12 protein-coding genes are annotated in these 16,436 nt (G+C 71.3%); 8 read left to right on the forward strand and 4 right to left on the reverse strand.

Annotation, left to right across the window (positions count from 1 at the left end):
* The first annotated feature begins 216 nt into the window (after positions 1–216).
* Positions 217–1,716 (forward strand): NAD(P)/FAD-dependent oxidoreductase, encoded by a 1,500-nt coding sequence (locus VET29_RS29115; RefSeq protein ID WP_324926260.1) that lies wholly within the window; start codon positions 217–219, stop codon positions 1,714–1,716.
* Between the two features lie 106 nt (positions 1,717–1,822).
* Here VET29_RS29115 and VET29_RS29120 read toward each other — a convergent pair whose 3' ends face one another.
* On the reverse strand, positions 1,823–5,626 hold the full coding sequence (locus VET29_RS29120) for a helix-turn-helix domain-containing protein (protein ID WP_324926262.1): 3,804 nt from the start codon (positions 5,624–5,626) through the stop codon (positions 1,823–1,825).
* A 146-nt stretch (positions 5,627–5,772) separates the two neighbouring features.
* On the opposite strand from VET29_RS29120, the gene VET29_RS29125 reads away from it, so the two are divergent.
* From VET29_RS29125 to VET29_RS29140, 4 genes are all read left to right on the forward strand, one after another.
* On the forward strand, positions 5,773–6,999 hold the full coding sequence (locus VET29_RS29125) for a GH25 family lysozyme (protein WP_324926264.1): 1,227 nt from the start codon (positions 5,773–5,775) through the stop codon (positions 6,997–6,999).
* Positions 7,000–7,025: 26 nt separating this feature from the next.
* Positions 7,026–7,991: a peptidoglycan-binding protein gene (locus tag VET29_RS29130; RefSeq protein ID WP_324926266.1), complete on the forward strand. Its 966-nt coding sequence runs from the start codon at positions 7,026–7,028 to the stop codon at positions 7,989–7,991.
* Between the two features lie 64 nt (positions 7,992–8,055).
* Positions 8,056–9,393, forward strand: a complete 1,338-nt coding sequence (locus tag VET29_RS29135) for a peptidoglycan-binding domain-containing protein (protein WP_324926268.1) — start codon at positions 8,056–8,058, stop codon at positions 9,391–9,393.
* Positions 9,394–9,409: 16 nt separating this feature from the next.
* Positions 9,410–11,110 carry an AfsR/SARP family transcriptional regulator gene (locus VET29_RS29140; protein ID WP_324926270.1) on the forward strand — a complete coding sequence of 567 codons (1,701 nt, stop codon included), beginning with the start codon at positions 9,410–9,412 and terminating at the stop codon, positions 11,108–11,110.
* Here the strand turns inward: VET29_RS29140 and VET29_RS29145 are convergent.
* The 3 genes from VET29_RS29145 to VET29_RS29155 all read right to left on the reverse strand — a co-directional run bounded on the left by VET29_RS29145 (position 11,056) and on the right by VET29_RS29155 (position 13,806).
* Positions 11,056–12,651, reverse strand: a complete 1,596-nt coding sequence (locus VET29_RS29145; RefSeq protein ID WP_324926272.1) for a peptidoglycan-binding domain-containing protein — start codon at positions 12,649–12,651, stop codon at positions 11,056–11,058. The genes VET29_RS29140 and VET29_RS29145 overlap by 55 nt on opposite strands.
* A 136-nt stretch (positions 12,652–12,787) precedes the next feature.
* On the reverse strand, positions 12,788–13,474 hold the full coding sequence (locus tag VET29_RS29150) for a hypothetical protein (RefSeq protein ID WP_324926274.1): 687 nt from the start codon (positions 13,472–13,474) through the stop codon (positions 12,788–12,790).
* Positions 13,471–13,806 (reverse strand): hypothetical protein, encoded by a 336-nt coding sequence (locus tag VET29_RS29155; protein ID WP_324926275.1) that lies wholly within the window; start codon positions 13,804–13,806, stop codon positions 13,471–13,473. Before VET29_RS29155 ends, VET29_RS29150 begins: the two co-directional genes overlap by 4 nt.
* 64 nt (positions 13,807–13,870) lie before the next feature.
* Here VET29_RS29155 and VET29_RS29160 point away from each other — a divergent pair, with 64 nt between their 5' ends.
* From VET29_RS29160 to VET29_RS29170, 3 genes are all read left to right on the forward strand, one after another.
* Complete coding sequence (locus VET29_RS29160; protein ID WP_324926277.1) at positions 13,871–14,227, forward strand: hypothetical protein; 357 nt, start codon at positions 13,871–13,873, stop codon at positions 14,225–14,227.
* Between the two features lie 166 nt (positions 14,228–14,393).
* Entirely contained in the window at positions 14,394–15,362 is a 969-nt protein-coding gene (locus tag VET29_RS29165) for a MoxR family ATPase (protein ID WP_324926279.1), read from the forward strand.
* A gap of 9 nt (positions 15,363–15,371) precedes the next feature.
* Positions 15,372–16,436 (forward strand): DUF58 domain-containing protein, encoded by a 1,065-nt coding sequence (locus tag VET29_RS29170; RefSeq protein WP_324926281.1) that lies wholly within the window; start codon positions 15,372–15,374, stop codon positions 16,434–16,436.

The raw sequence follows: 16,436 nt of genomic DNA on the forward strand, positions 1-16,436 counted from the left end.
ATGCCCACTGTCCCGCCGGCCAAACCCCGGCCAGCACACCACGCTTGCCGCGTGCCGCGAAAAGATCCGATGTTCGATGGAGGACGTTGGAATACGGATCGCTTTGCGAGAGGGAGAGGTCAACCTCCCGGACGTTGGCGGCGCCCTTTCCTCAACTCCCTTTTGTCTCGGGAAGGATGATGACGCCGCCCCGGCGACACACCACAATGTTGGCTTGTGAATGTTGGAGTAGCGACGAGACGCGGCCGGGTTGGCGTCATCGGGGCCGGGGTCGCGGGGTTGGCCACCGCCAAGGTGCTCGGGCAGGTCGGGTTCGACGTCGTTGTCTTCGACAAGTCACCCGATGTCGGCGGCGTGTGGAGTCGGACTCGACGGTATCCGGGGCTGATCACCCAGAATCCCAAGGAGCAGTATGCCTTCACGGATTTCCCCATGCCGGCCGAGTTTCCCGAATGGCCGTCGGGGGAGCAGGTCCAGTCGTATCTGGCCGCCTATGCGGAGGCGTTCTCGCTCCCTGTGCGGTTGAACACCGAGGTCACGGCCGTTTACCCGAGCGGGGACGGCTGGGTGGTCGAGGCCGGCGGCGTCGAGCGGTTCGACCAGGTCGTCGTGTGCAACGGGGTGTTGTCCGAGCCCACCGTGCCGGCGTATCCCGGGCTGGACGAGTTCACCGCCGCCGGCGGTGAACTGTGTGCGGGCACGGAGTTCCACGACGTCGACCGCGCGCGTGGCAGGCATGTCCTCGTCGTCGGGTACGGCAAGACGGCCTGTGACGTCACGGTGCCGATCAGCGAGGTCGCCGCCAGCACCACCGTGATCGCCCGGCACCTGGTCTGGAAGATGCCTCGCTGGGTCGGTGGGCGGGTCAACTTCAAGAAGCTGATGCTCACCCGCATGGGCGAGGCCCTCTTCCGCTACCCGCGGCCCTGGCTCGTCGAGAGGTTCCTCCACGGGCCCGCGAACCGCCAGCGGCGCCGGATGCTCAACAACATCGGTGACGTCTCCGTGCGGCAGTTCAGGCTCGACGAGCTCGGGCTCGTGCCGCCCGGACGCATGGAGGACATCATCCGCGGCGCCACCGGCCTGGCGTCCGAGGGGTTCTTCGAGGGTGTCGCCGACGGCAGCATCGTCGTGCGCCGCGAGCGCACGATCACCCGCCTGCTGGCCGACGGCAACGGACCGGCCGCACAGCTCAGCGACGGCACCATCCTCCCCGCGGAGCTCATCGTGTGCGCGACCGGGTTCAGGCGGAGCGTGCCCTTCCTGACCGACGCCGTCCGGGAGCGCCTGCTCGACGCGCGCGGGAACTTCCTGCTGTACCGGCACATCCGCCCCGTCGACGTCCCGGGACTGTACTTCAACGGCTACAACTCGTCCTTCTTCTGCACCCTCAACTCCGAGATGGCCGCCGTGTGGATCGCCGCCGACCTCGCCGGCGCTGTCCCCCTCCCCGAACCGGCCGCCATGCGTCGCGCCGTCGCCGACCAACTGTCCTTCTTGGACGAGACGCTCGGCGACGAGCACCGCCAGGGCACCAAGATCATCCCGTTCTCCCTGCACAACGTGGACGAGCTGCTCAACGAGATCAGGCTGAACATCCCGGCACGCGTTCGCGCCACGCACTGGTTCGCGCCGGTGAACCCCGCCGACTACCGCCACGTCACGCCGAACCTGGTCCGCCTGCTGACCGGCGGACGCGCGGCGGCACGAGGGTGAACGACCGCCGGTCCGCCCCGAGTTCGGCACGTGCCCCGCGAGGCGCACTCGCGAGGAGGATTCGACTCCACCGGTAGCGCAGTCGTCGAACGGGTCCTGTGACGAGTCAGCCGCAGGCCGGGTGGAAGGGCGCCTCGGGAATGTGCTCGGTCCACGCCGCCTCGGTGAGGACGGTGCCCGTCGTGGCGCAGATCCGGCGGGCGGCCGAACCGGTGTCCATGACCGTCAACTCGACCGTGTGGTCGTCGCTGGCGGTCGCGAGGACGCGGCCGTTCGGGCTGATGGCGAGACCGTCGATGGGCGCGATGTGATTGGTCAGCGGGCGCCCGGCGGGGGTGGGATGAGTGACGTCCCGGACGTTCCACAGCCGGATCGTGCCGTCGTCGCTGGTGCTGGCCAGGGTCGAGCCGTCGCCGCTGAACACGACCCGGAAGACGAAGCTGGTGTGCCCGGCCAGGGACTGCCCGATCCGCACGGGATCCCCGGTGATGTTCCACAGCCGGACCGTGTGGTCATTGTCCGCCGTCGCCAGGGTGCGCCCGTCGGGGCTGAACGCCACACCGAGCACGCCGCCGGTGTCGACGCTGATCCGGCGGGACGTCAGATGAGCGGGATCCCGCACGTTCCACAGCCGGACCGTGTCGTCGGAGCTCGCGCTGGCGAGGGTGTGGCCGTCGGGACTGAAGGCCAGCCAGGTGACATCCCCGGTATGGCCCGTCAGCGGCGGGTCGAGCGGGGTCACGTTCGCCGGATCGGTGACGTTCCACAGCCTGACGGTGCCGTCCGAGCCGGCGGAGGCGAGGAGCCGGCTGTCCGGGCTGAACACCACGTCGGTGACGGGACCGGTGTGGCCGGTGAGCGGCCGGCTCCACGGCACGGGATGACCCGGATCGCGCACGTCCCAGACATGGATCGTCGTGTCACGGCCCGCGCTGGCCAGTGCGTGACCGTCGGGGCTGAACGCCACCTGGTTGACCGCGTTGGTGTTCCCGGTGAGCGGTCTGCCGAGAGCCGCCGGGTCGGCCGGGTCGGTGACGTTCCACAGCCACACCGTGTGGTCGGTGCTGGCGCTGGCGAGGGTGTGGCCGTCCGGGCTGAACGCGACCCCGTTGACGTAGCTCGACTGTCCGATGAGGACGGTCCTGGGCAGGTTCCACAGCCGTACCATGCGATCGGCGCCCACGCTGGCGAGCGTGTGCCCGTCCGGGCTGAACGCCAGCCAGTACACGTATCCCGTGTGCCCGGTGAGCGGGCGGCCGAGCGGGACCGCACCGGCGGGACTGGACAGGTTCCACAGCCGGATGGCGTGATCCGCGCCCGCGGTGGCGAGGATCCTGCCGTCATGGCTGAACGCGACGGCGTACACGGTGTCGGTGTGCCCCGGCAGCGGTTGGCCCAGGGGAGTGGCGGCGGCCGGGTCGGTGACGTTCCAGAGCCGGACCATCCGGTCGTTGCCGACCGAGGCCAGGGTTCGGCCGTCCGGACTGAACGCCGTCGCGTACACGGTGTCGGTGTGTCCGGCCAGCGGCGGTCTCCACGGCACGGGGTGGGCGAGATCGGTGACGTTCCACAGCCGCACGGTCCGGTCGTGCCCGGCGCTGGCGACCGTGCGCCCGTCGGGGCTGAAGGTCGCGGAGGCCACCGCGTCGGTGTGCCCGACCAGCGGCCCACCGAGCGGCGTTGCCTTCGCCGGGTCGGTGACGTTCCACAGCCGCAGCGTCCGGTCGTTGCTCGCGCTGACCAGCGTGCGCCCGTCCGGGCTGAACGAGACGGAGAAGACGAAGCTGGTGTGACCCTTCAGCGGCGGGCCGGCCGGCGCGGCGTGTGCCGGGTCGGCGACGTGCCACAGGCGCACGGTCCGGTCCCGGCCCGCGCTGGCGAGCGTGCGGCCGTCCGGGCTGTAGGCCAGCCAGTACACCCGCCCGGTGTGCCCGGTCAACGGCCGGCCCCACCGGACGGGACGGGCGGGGTCGGTGACGTTCCACAGCCGGATGAGGCCGTCGTCGCCCGCGGTGGCCATGGTCCGCCGGTCCGGGCTGAACGCGACGCCGAAGACCGTCCTGGTCCCGCCGTCCAGGACGGATGACAACGGCCTGTTCTCGGTGTCGAGCAGGTCAGTCCGGGTCTCCGGTGTCTGCTGGACGCGGTGTGCCGCCAGGGTCAGCTGGGCCGCGAGGGAGACGTCCGTGTCGCGGACCTGCTCGGCCTCCGTCGCGGTGTGGATCGCGACGGCCCGGTCGCGTTCGGCCTGGGCGGCGTCGCGCTGGCGCGTCGCGTAGACGGCGGCGACCGAGGCGACCAGGGTGAGCACGGCGAGCAGCGCTACCGTGGCGCGGCCCAGCAGCCGCGTCCGGTTCTGCCGCCGTGCCGACGCGGTGAGGAACTGCGCGACCCGCGGGTCGCGCCGGACGTCGTCGTGGTGCCGGTCCGCCCACTCCCGGGCGGTGGCGAGCCTGCTGCCCCGGTACAGCACACCGGCGTCGCGGTTCTCGCGTTCCCAGGTCATGGCCGCGTCGGTGAGTTGCTGGTGGACGAGCAGCGCCGCCCGGTCCTCGGTGATCCAAAGCCGTAGCCGTGGCCAGGCGTCCAGCAACGCCTCGTGCGTCAGCTCGACGGTATCGGCGTCGACGGTCACGAGCCGGGCGGCCACCAACGAGTCCAGGACCTCCTCGGCGCCCGCGGGCAGCTCGTCGCGCCGGACCCGGCGTTTGGTGTCTTCGGTGCCGTCGCCGAGGGCGATCAGCCGCAGGACGATGTCGCGGGCCTGCCGCTGCTGGTGCTCGGTCAGTGACGTGTAGACGTTCTCGGCGGTTTGGGCCAGGGCGTGGTGGATCCCGCCGGACGCCTCGTATCCGGTCAGGGTGAGCGTGTTGCCGCGCCGCCGGTGCCAGGTCTCCCGCAGGGCGTGGGACACCAGCGGCAACACGTTCGGCCGGCCGGCGGCGTCCGCGATCACCCGCGCCAGCAGGGCCGTCTCCAGGGTGCCCTCGGTGTCGATCGCGGGCTGGCTCACCGCGCGCCGCAGCTCGTCGGTGCTCATCTGGCCGACGAGCAACTGGGCGTCGCGCAGGGCCGTGACGAGCTCGGGATGGTCGGCGCAGTGCGCGTAGAAGTCGGCCCGCACCCCGATCACGACCCGGGTGCGGCTGTTCTCGGCCTGGACGGCGGTCAGCAACGCCCGGATGAACCCGGCCCGTTCGTCCGCGTCCGCGCAGAGGGTGAAGACCTCCTCGAACTGGTCGACCACGAGCAGCAGCTCGGCGTCGCCGGTCAGCGCCTGCAACACCGTCATGTGCAACGCACGCGGGTTCTCGTCGAGCTCGCGGCGCAGGGTGGCCGCGGAGCCGCCCGCGAGCGTCGCGATCCGGGCGGCGCACTCGTCGAGCGGGTGTGCGCCGGGGGTGAGCAGGACGACCCGCCGCTCCGCGCGCAGGCGGGCGATCAGGCCGGCGCGGATCAGCGAGGACTTGCCGGAGCCCGAAGCACCGAACACGGCGGCGAACCGCCGTTCGCGCACCAACGACACCAGGTCCTCGGTGAGCGCCTCGCGTCCGTGGAACCGTGCCGCGTCACCGGGTTGGAACGCGGCCAGGCCGGGGTAGGGACAGGGTTGGCCCGGGGCGATGCCGGCGTCGGCCTCGCCGACGTTCCGCGCCGCGGCGACCTCGCGCCAGCGTTGCTCCCACTCGTCCGGATCACCGCCGCACGCCCGCACGAACGCCAGCGTCACCGCGAGGGTCGGCAGCCGCTGTCCGCCCGCGGCGTCCGCGAGCGTCGTGGACGAGTAATGCGCCTGTCTCGCCAGCTCCCGGTACGGCGGCCTCCCCGCCTTGTCCCGCAGCCGCCGCAGATCCGCGGCGAACCGGGTGAGCACGTCGTCCTCGACAAGCGGCCGCTCAGCTCTCGGCACAGCTATCCCTACCCCCATGTAGTCCCACCTGACCGGCGGCAATTGTCCGGGCTCTGTTGTCCGGCGTCCAGTCGACGAAGCCGGACAACGCGGTTTTCCGTAGACAGGGCCTCGACGTACCCGAACGGTGGAAGGAAGGCGTGTCGATGGCCAGAACTGGGGACAGACCGGTGGTGCTGGGCGCCGTGCTGGCCGCCGTGGCGATGTTCGTGTCGGCGATGTCGTTGTCGGCGGGGGGCGCGGCCGCGGCCGGCTCGGACGAACAGGACCACGCGGGGTCGGGTCTCGCGGCCCGCACGGGCGACCGTGTGGAGGTGGCGCTCGCCCCGGCCGCGGTGCGTGGGCTCGACGTCAGTGGCTACCAGGGCAACGTGAACTGGTCGGCGGTGGCGGCCGCGGGCGCGTCCTTCGCCTATGTCAAGGCGACCGAGGGCGTCACGTACGCCAGCAGCTACTTCGGCCAGCAGTACAACGGGTCGGCGAGTGCGGGCCTGATCCGCGGCGCGTACCACTTCGCGCGGCCGGACACCTCAGGCGCCGCGGCGCAGGCGGACTACTTCGTCGACCACGGCGGAACCTGGCGTGCGGACGGCAGGACCCTGCCGGGGGCGCTGGACATCGAGTACAACCCGAAGGGCGCCACCTGCTACGGCATGAGCCACAGCGCGATGATCGACTGGATCACCGCGTTCAGCGACCGCTACCGCGCCCGGGCCGGTAGGGCGCCGATCATCTACTCCACCACGGACTGGTGGACGCAGTGCACCGGCAACTACGCCGGGTTCGGCGTGACCAACCCGTTGTGGATCGCCAACTACTCGGGCACCCCGCTGCCGCTGCCGCACGGCTGGGCCAGCCACACGATCTGGCAGTACGACGATGCCGGCACCTTCCCCGGTGACCAGAACACCTTCAACGGCACCATCGGCGACCTGCGCACGTTCGCTCTCGGCGACTACACGCCGCCGCCGGTACGCGCATGGCCGCTCCTGCGGCAGGGACAGACGGGTCGTCAGGTGACCACCGTGCAGTACCTGCTCGAGGCACACGGTGCCTCGGTGGACGTCGACGGCGACTTCGGCCCGGCCACCCGCGCGGCCGTGGTGTCGTTCCAGTCCGCCCACGGTCTCGAGCCGGACGGGGTCGTCGGCCCGAACACCTGGCAGGCGCTGGTCGCCACGGTCCGGGCGGGGGACACCGGGCCCGCGGTCAGCGCCGTGCAGGCCGAGCTCGTCGCGCACGGGGCGACCGTGGCCGTCGACGGCACCTTCACCGACGCCACCCGCGCGGCGGTCGTCGCGTTCCAGAACACCAGCAGGCTCGACCCAGACGGGGTCGTGGGGGCCGACACGTGGCAAGCGCTCGTGTCGTGATCACCCTTCAACGAAAGGAAACAACCGTGAAAACCCAACGCAGGAGATCATGGGCCGGCCGGCTCGGGTTCGGCATGGCGGTGACCACCGTGCTGACCGCCGCTCTGGCCCTCGTCGCCCCGGTGGCGTCCGCGGACCCGGCGCTGGCCGCCACCGCCACGGACCTGCGGCAGACGCAGTGGGACCTCGCCGGGATGGCCTACCTGTCGGTGTCGGACATCGACGGCGTCGACGGCCCGAAGACCCAGGCCGCGGTCTCGGCGTTCCAGACCGACCGCTGCCTCTCCTCGATCGACGGTGACGCCGGTCCGGAGACCAACGGCGAGCTGGGCGCTCAGGTCACCAGGATCCAGACCTTGGTCGGCGCCGACGCGGACGGCATGTACGGGCCCAACACCCAGGCCGCGGTCCGGACGTGGCAGGCCGCGCACGGCCTGACCCAGAGCGGGCAGGCGGACGCCGCCACCATGACCGCGATGGGCGTGGACCGGGTCAAGACCCCCTGCTCACGGCCGTCACCCGACGAGGTGGTCGCGCAGATCCTGTCCATCGCCAGAGCGGAGGCCGCGAACACCGCGCACAACCGCGAGATCGGCGGCTACAACTGCAACTACTACAGCACCCAGCTCGGTGTCGGGGGCAGCGGTTGCAGCAACGGATGGCGCACCGAGGCCTGGTGCGCGGACTTCGTGAAGTGGGTGTGGAAGAACGCCGGGGCGAACGTCACCTACCTCAACGGCCGGGCCGACAGTGTCATGGACTACGGCACGAAGCACGGCACCTGGCACACCAGCAACCCGAAGCCCGGTGACGGGATCTACTTCACCTACGGCCACGCCGGCATCGTCGTGACGTCGACGAGCACCACGGTGACCTACATCTCGGGCAACACGTACAACCCGGCCACGGGCAATGACGACGGCCTGCTGCAGAAGACCATCGCCCGCAGCGGCAGCAGCATCGGCGGGTACGCCTCGCCCCTGCCCCGGTAACCCCTCCGCGACGGCCGCGTCCGACCCCGGGCGCGGCCGTTCCCCTACCTGGAAAGGACTTCCCGTGCGACGACTCCTCCCACTGGTCACGCTCGCCATCGGCGTGGCCGCCCAGCTCACCCCGGTGGCGAACGCCGAACCGGCCGGTTCCGCCTGGAAGGCAGACCTGGTCACCGACGCGGTGCCGACCAACCTGGCGCGTCAGTCGGGTGCCGTCACGGTCGACGACCCGGTGTGGCGACAGGGCTATGCGACCGACCTGTTGGCCGTGCACACCCTGGACCACGTGACCGACCGGATCGACGCCGAGGTGTCGGCGCGAACTCCCGCGGGGACGTCCGTCGACGTGGACGTCCGCGGCCGCCTGGCCGACCACGGCTGGACCGGGTGGGTCCCGGCCGGCACGCCGCTGCCCACGCCCGCCTCGGCCGTGCAGACGCGTATCACGTTGCAGGGCAACGGTTCGGCGCGCCCGACCGTGTCGTCGCTGCGGCTCACGGCCAACCGGGCGACCGCCGCGAGGACCGCGGTAGCGGGCACGCCGTCGACCTACCGGGTGTTCGCGACCCGCGAGGGGCTGGTCGGCGCGACGACCGCCAACGGGCACACCATCACCTCGCGCGACCACTTCGTGGCACTGCCGTCGGGCAGGGCGTTGTCGCCCAAGGGAACCACGACCTACTCAGTGAAATTGTGCAACCCCGCCAACAACAAATGCGAGGTCGCCCCGGTGTGGGACGTCGGCCCGTGGAACACCAAGGACGACTACTGGAACCCCTCGTCGGTCCGGCAGTCGTGGAAGGACCTCCCGCAGGGCAAGCCCGAGGCGCAGGCCGCCTACCAGGACCACTACAACGGCGGCAAGGACCAGTACAACCGCACCGTCGGCAACCCGGCGGGCATCGACCTGGCCGACGGGACGTTCTGGGACGGCCTGGGCCTGAAGGACAACGGCTGGGTGGAGGTCACCTACCAGTGGACCGGCGCGGGCACGCCGGCGCCGGCGTGGCCCTATGTTCGCCAGGGCGACACGGGAGACGTCGTCAGGACCGTGCAGTACCTGCTGAACAGCCGGCAGTCGGCGGGGTTGGCCGTGGACGGCGACTTCGGCCCGGCCACCCTGGCCGCGGTCAAGGACTTCCAGCGCGCCCAGGCGCTGGAGGCGGACGGCATCGTCGGGCCGGACACCTGGGGCAGGCTCGTGCCGGTGCTCGCGGAGGGCGCCACGGGTGATGCCGTGCGCGCGGTGCAGAACGAGCTCACCGCGCACGACGTGCCGACCCCGGTGACCGGGACCTTCGACGCCACCACCACGGCCAACCTGCGCACGTTCCAGACGGCGAGCGGGCTGACCGCCAACGGCAGCACGGACGCGGACACGTGGAAGGCCCTGGTGAACTAGTGTCCCGCGCCGGCTGATGCGGTACGCCATCCTGGGGCCGGTCGAGGCTCACGCGGACGCCGGGCCGGTGCCGCTGGGTGGGCCGCGCGCGCAGGCGGTGCTCGCGGCGCTGCTGCTGTCGGCGAACTCGGTCACGTCCGTGGACACGGTCGTCGATCTGGTGTGGGGCGAACGCCCGCCCCGCACCGGGCGGCGGCAGGTGCAGAACCATGTGTCCGCGCTCCGGTTCGCCCTCACCGGCGCGCGGATCGAGACCTTCCCGAACGGGTACCGCCTGCTGCTCGAACCCGACGACCTGGATGCGTCGGTCTTCGAACGCGCGGCACCCGACGCACGCGGGCTGTTGACACGCGGCCGCGCACGTGAGGCCGCGTCGTGCGCGCGGACCGCGCTGGCGTTGTGGCGCGGTCCCGCGCTGGCCGGGATCAGCGGCCCGGGGCTGACCGACGAGGCCGCCCGGTTGACCGAACTGCGGCTGGACGTCGAGACACTGCGGCTGGAGGCGGAACTCGCCCTCGGCCGTCACGACGACGTGATCAGCGAGCTGACCGCCCTGACCCGCGCACATCCGGTGCGGGAACGCCTGGTCCGGCACCTGATGACCGCGCTGTACCGGGCGGGCCGCAAGGCCGACGCGCTGGCCGCGTGTGACGACAACCGGCGGCTGCTTGCCGACCAGTTCGGGCTGGAACCCGTGCCCGACGTGCTGGCCCTGCGGCAGGCGATCCTGGTCGACAGCATTGAACTCGGCGTCTCCCGGCCCGCCGTCGACGTCGCGCCGCCGCGACAGCTGCCGCCGCCGGCACCCGACTTCGTCGGCCGGGCCGGCGAACAGGCGCGGCTGGCGAGGATCGTGACCGAGCGGCGGACGGCCGTGATCACGGGTGGGCCAGGGATCGGGAAGTCCGCGTTGGCCGCGCGGGTCGCATGGGCCCTGGCGGACCGGTTCCCCGGCGGGCAGCTGTACCTTTCCGCGGGAGCGCCGACGGCGCCGGAGGAGTTGCTGCGTGACGCGTTGACGGCGTTGGGGGTGCGACCGGCCGGTGTGGCGGCCCGCGCCGGCCAGTACCGCGCGGTCCTCGCGGACCGGCCGACGCTGGTCCTGATCGAGGATGTCGTGGACACCGACCAGGTGCGCCCGCTCCTGCCCGGCGCGGGGGACAGCGCGGTGCTCGTCACCAGCGCACGTGCCCTGCTGGCCGTCGAAGGTGCCGAAGTGGTGCGGCTTTCCGGGCTGGGTGCGGCCGAGGCGTTGACGTTGCTCGGTTCCGGTGGCCGCGAAGCCCGGCGGATGGCACGCCTGTGCGCGGGCAACCCCGGCGCACTGCGTGCCGCACGGGTGTTGCTGGACAGGTTTCCCGGGGTGGCCTCGCTGCCCGAGGACAGGTGGCTGTCGGCACTGTCCCTTGTGGACGAAAAGGTTCGCCGCCGCCTGCGCCGCCGCCACGACCTGCTGGGGGAGCGGGCCCGCGCCGCCTTCCACGAGCTTGCGACGAACTCGGGGCCGTCGGGTCTGGAACTGCTGGAACTGGCCGACGTCGGACTGGTCGACGAGAACGGCGAGGTCGGTGTGCTGGCTCGCTGCTTCGCCGCCGAACTGTCCACGCCGGCTCGACCGGCCGCGCCCGCTCCTGCCTCGGACGCGGCCGGTCCGGCTCGTCCTCAGTTGATCAAATCACGCCACGTGTCCATGTCCGTCACGCCGTCGGCCTGGTGACCGCTGGCGGTCTGGAACGCACGCAGGTTCGTGGTCGTCGTGGCGTCGAACGTCCCGGTGACCGGTGTGGACCTGCCGTGTGCGGTGAGCTCGGCCTGCAGTCCTCGCACCGAGTCACCCGTGGCGCCCTGCGTGAGCGAGGGCACCAGGGCCTTCCACGTTCGCGGACCGACGACGCCGTCGGCGTCGAGACCATGCGCGGTCTGGAAGCGCTTCACGGCGGCCAGCGTCGCCGACCCGAACGCACCGTCCACGTCCAGACCGGCATCGCCCTGACCGTTGAGCAGGTACTGCAACGCCTTCACATCGGTGCCGCTGCCGCCGTTCTGCACGGTCGGCCACGCGAGCAGCGACTCCTGCATCGCGTACACGACCCGGGTGCCGGGGTCCTCGGACAGCGACCACAACTGGTCCCTGTCCCGCCAGTACGACAGGTCCTCCGGGTACGGTTGCAGGACGTTCTCGTACCGTACGACGTTCTGGCTGCCGGTGAAGCTGCTCAACGAGCCATAGTGGACACTGCTCGTGGAGTAGCTCGTGGACGCGTAGAACCGGCCGCGCACCGACGCCGTGCCCTGTGCCCTGAGGATGCCGGTCTCGTAGGCCTCCGTGCCGTGCGCCAGGCCGTCCTGTGCGGTCGCGAGGGTGAAGTCGTTCTCGTTCAAGGAGAACCGGACCGCCCGGTGGGTGTCGGTGGTCTCGGTGTTGTACTCCGACACCACCATGCTCACCGGTGTGGTGGTCCGGTCCAGCGCGGTCGACGAGAACCGGAACGCGGGATAGCCACCCGCCATGGACGACGTGTACGTGAACGCCTGCGGCAGGACGTACTTGTAGCCGAACGCCTCGTACTTGCCGTTCGACTGCAGGCCGATGGTGTCCTGGGTGGAGTCGACCTGCCAGATGTGGTCGAGGTCGAACACCCGCAGCCCCAGGGAGGTGTCCACCACGTACAGGTAATGGCCGTACCAGAAGACGCCGCCGGCGTGTACGGACTCCCCGCTGCTGTTGGTCATCTGCTTGAAGTCCGGCTTGCCGCCGGTGGTCGTGGGCGCCACGAGCAGCACGAACCGGTACACCGGCTTGTCCGGGTTGGAGTAGTCCACGAACGCGACCCGGTCACCCCGGTCGGTACCGCCGGCGTGCCAGTACCACGTGGTCGCGATGACCGTCTTGCCCTGGTATTTCCCCAGTGGATCGGCGTCGGCGCTGGTGGTGATGCCCTGCGGGTACCAGTCGGTGGTGTTCGCGTCGTCGGCGCCCGAGATGGACTGCCAACAGAAGGAGGCAACCACCGACGGGGCATGCGCGCCGCACGTCTTACCGGTCCGGTTGGCGCTTTCGACGACATCGGACAGCTCCGCCTTGGGCAGCACACCGTCAAGCCCGGCGATCGCCGGGTTGTACGCGCCTTGCTGCAGCCTGAAGTTCGCCGCGGTCAGGCCCGTCGGCGCCGCCGACGCGGCCGTCACGTCGAGGCTCACCACGACGGCCGCGGTGGCGACCAGGGCCCCAAGCAGACGTTTTCGAAGATTGGTCACGGTTCCTCCCTGTGTGGACGAGAAACACCCACCCTGGCAAAGAGGATCCCGAGTTCGTCATGACCCGTTCAGGACGGGACCATGACACCCGCTTCCGGCGAGCCGGTCGTGTCCGCCGGCGGTTCCGCGGGCATGACTAACAGTTGCTGTCCACGCGGGTGATGACGACGGAGTCCAGCTTGACCGAGCCGGTGGGGATCGTCAGCGCCACGCCCGGCTGCCAGCCCCTGGCTTCCTGCGCCCCGGCCGGGGTGAGCAGGTAGAGGTCCACCTCGGCGCGGCCGGCCTTCGTGCACACCCCGTCCTGGCCGACGAACAGCGTCTGACCCCACACCCCCGGCCCGCTCCTGGCCGGGTCGGCGGTCCGTGCGTCGACCGTCGTCTGTCCGTAGGTCGGTGGTTCGTTGTGGGGCATGCCGTTCTCGGTGGTGAGCATGCGCGTGACGATCACGAGCCTGCCGTCGTCGGGATAGCGCGGGATCGCCACCCTGACGGTGGGGTACGGGCCGTCGATCCGGGTTTCCTGACACGGTTCGAGGAACGCGGCGGACACACCCTCGGCCACGACGGGACTGCCACACGGCGGCGGCGCCGCTGTCGTGGTCGTGGTCGACTGTGCCGTCGACCGCGTGGTTGTCTGCTCGGATGTCGTTGTTCCGCCGGGTTTCTCGCCGGACGACGAGGACTCACCCACGGGGAAGAGCCAGGCGGCTATCGTGACGGCCAGGCCCAGCAGCACGACGATCGGCCCGTTGACGGCGAAGAGCTTGCCGACGCGGGACGTCGGCTTCTTGAGGAACTTCAGGGGTCCGGGCTTTGTCATGGGTCCTCACAGGTCGAGCCCGCGGGCTCGTCGGTTCGGGTGATGGTGACGGTGTCGAGCAGCTTGCTGTCCGCGGGGATCGTGATCTCCTGCTCGGACGGGCGTTCCGCGGTGAAGTAGGCCCAGCCTGTCGCGGTGAACTCGTAGACCTTGAGCTCCGCCCGCGTCCGGTCTCCCCGGCAGCGCAGGCCCACCTGCGTGTTGCCGTCCCACGTCCCGGGTCCGGTGACGATGCCGGCGGCGAAGTAGTGGTCGTCCGACTCGTTGCCGAATTCGTCGGTCAGCGTGTGCACGACGATCCCCACCCCGCCGGCGGCCGGCATCCGGGGCACGTCGACCCTTGTGCGGGGCCACTTCGGGATCTGTTCGCCCGTGCACGGATCAAGGAACGTCGCCGTGACCGGGCCGCTGAGGTCGGGCGACGAGCACGGTGTTCCCGTCTTCGTGGTGGTCGTCAGGCTCGTGGTGGTCGACGTCGTCGTCGTGGGACCGACCGTGTCGGTCGTCGTGCTGGTGGTCGTCGTGCTGGTGGTCGTCGTGCTGGTGGATGTCGTCGTGGGGGCAGTGGTCGTCCGGGGGACGGTGGCGGCCGGCGGTGTGGTGGTGGTGACCGTCGCGAATGGGCGGCTCGGCGGGCGCGGCGGCGGCTCGGCGAGCACGACGTCGATGGCGTTCGTCCGGCGGGGCGCGGAGGTGACGGCCACGACGACGATCGCTGCCACCATGATCCACCCGAGCACGGCGGGGACGTAACGCATGTTCGAGTCTCCTTCTGCCGACAGGGGATTCGAGCGCTCACGGCCGGACGTGTCAGTTTCGCGGAGAACGTCACCGGTTCGATATCACCTGAGCCACGGTTCGTAACGCACCGATCCCGGCGGTGATACACACACTGACCCTTCCGAGAACGGAGCCCGGAATGACCGCTGCGGCCGCGAGCCGATCGGGCCATGACACGTACACGGCGATCGTCGACAGCATCCGGAAAGCCGTGCTGGGCAAGGACACCGTGATCCGGCTCGCCCTCACGACCCTGTTGGCCGAAGGGCACCTGCTCATCGAGGACCTGCCCGGCCTCGGCAAGACCACGCTGGCGCTCGCCATCGCGCGCGGCGTCGGCGGCACGGCCAGCCGCATCCAGTTCACGCCGGACCTGTTGCCCAGCGACATCACAGGATCGACGGTCCACCACGAAGGTGAGTGGACGTTCCGGCCCGGCGGCGTGTTCGCCAACGTCGTGCTCGCCGACGAGATCAACCGCGGCACCCCCAAGACCCAGTCCGCCCTGCTGGAGGCCATGGCCGAGCGCCAGGTGACGGTCGAGTCGCGGAGCCGTCCGCTGCCGACGCCGTTCTTCGTCGTGGGCACGCAGAACCCCATCGAGATGGAGGGCACCTACCGGCTGCCCGAGGCACAGCTCGACCGGTTCCTCATGCGGATCGAGATGGCCGCGCCGAGCCTGGCGGACGAGCGGCGCATCGTGCTCGCCGACGCCGCGCGCCCCACCGGCAGCCTGGCCGACGCGGTCGAGCGGGCGGTCGACCTCCGCGGCCTCGAACGGCTGATCGCCGAGGTCCGCACGGTGACGGTGAAACCGGAGCTGCTGGACTACGCGATCGGCCTCGCCGCCGCGACCCGCACGCACCGGTGGGTGAGGTACGGTGCGAGCCCACGCGGCAGCATCGCCCTCGTTCGCGCGGCCCGTGCCTGGGCGTTCACCGCGAACCGGCCGTACGTGACGCTCGACGACCTCAAGGACCTGGCGCAACCGGTCCTCGCCCACCGGCTCGTGCTGAACCCGAACGCGGAGCTCGAAGGGCGGCGGCCCAACGACATCGTCGCCGAGCTGCTGGCGTCGAGTTTCCCGAACACCGCCGTCCGCGCCTAGGAACCGGTCGTGGCGCTGACGGGACGTGGAGTGGCGTTGTCGGCCGGCGCCGTCGTGCTGTTCCTGGCCGGCGAGCTCGCCGGATACGCGGTGTTCCGGGTGCTGGGCGGCGCGTTGGCGTTCGTGGTGCTGGCCGCCGTCGCCTCGGTGGCCCGTCGGGACGCGGTGGCGGTGACGTGTTCGGCCCGGCCGGAACGCCCCCGGCGCGGCGACACCGTGCGGCTGTACGTGACCGTCCACGCCGAGCGGTCGTTCGCGGGCGGTGTCACGGTGTTCCCGCCGGGTCAGGACACGAAGCCGTTGCCACTGCCCGAGATCGCCGCTGGCGGGACGGTCGGGCTCGACCTCGCCGTGGTGGCCGGGCGACGTGGGCGGCTGCGGGTCGGACCGGTGGCCGTCGAGCGCCTCGGGCTGTGCGGGCTGGCGCGGCGCGTCACGCCCGTCGAACACACGCCGGACGTTCTGGTGCGTCCACGGGTCTGGCCGGCCGGCGTGACCGGCGCCGGTGGGCGGCACGCCCCCGACGGGGCCGTCGTCCCGACCGTGCGGCGCGGTTCGGTCGAGCCGGTGGGGATCCGCGAGTACGCGCCGGGTGATCCGTGGCGGCAGGTGCACTGGCGGGCCACCGCGCGGACCGGTCGCCTGCTGGTGCGTGAGCTCGTCGACCCGCGGGAGCTGTCGTTCACCGTGCTGCTCGACACCCGGCCGAGCCGCCTGGCCGCGTCGGCGTTCGAGGAGGCGGTGGACCTCGCCGCGTCGCTGCTGGCCGCACACCCCGGCCCGGCCACCCTGCGCACCACGGACGGGCTCAGCGCGACCCGCGCGCCGGACATGCTGCTGGACCTGCTGGCCGACGTGACCCAGACCGACCGGGAGCCGGGACTGGTACACGGCGGGGGCCGGCTGGTCGTGGTCACCGGCGGCCTCACCGACGCCGATGCCGCGGCCGTCCGGCGGTTCCGTGACGTCGTGTGCGTCGACTTCGGCACGGGGGTTCGCCCGTCCGGGATGCGGGTCCTGCGGGCCACGGACGCCGAGAGCGCGGCCCGCACCTGGCCGGCGGTGGTTCGATGA

The organism is Actinophytocola sp., from assembly GCF_035634895.1.
Lineage (GTDB): Bacteria > Actinomycetota > Actinomycetes > Mycobacteriales > Pseudonocardiaceae > Actinophytocola.

Excerpts from the sequence above, each read along its gene's own strand:
- VET29_RS29125 (WP_324926264.1), top strand. The coding sequence starts at position 5,773 with ATGGCCAGAACTGGGGACAGACCGGTGGTGCTGGGCGCCGTGCTGGCC.
- VET29_RS29140 (WP_324926270.1), top strand. The coding sequence starts at position 9,410 with ATGCGGTACGCCATCCTGGGGCCGGTCGAGGCTCACGCGGACGCCGGG.
- VET29_RS29150 (WP_324926274.1), bottom strand. The coding sequence starts at position 13,474 with ATGACAAAGCCCGGACCCCTGAAGTTCCTCAAGAAGCCGACGTCCCGC.
- VET29_RS29165 (WP_324926279.1), top strand. The coding sequence starts at position 14,394 with ATGACCGCTGCGGCCGCGAGCCGATCGGGCCATGACACGTACACGGCG.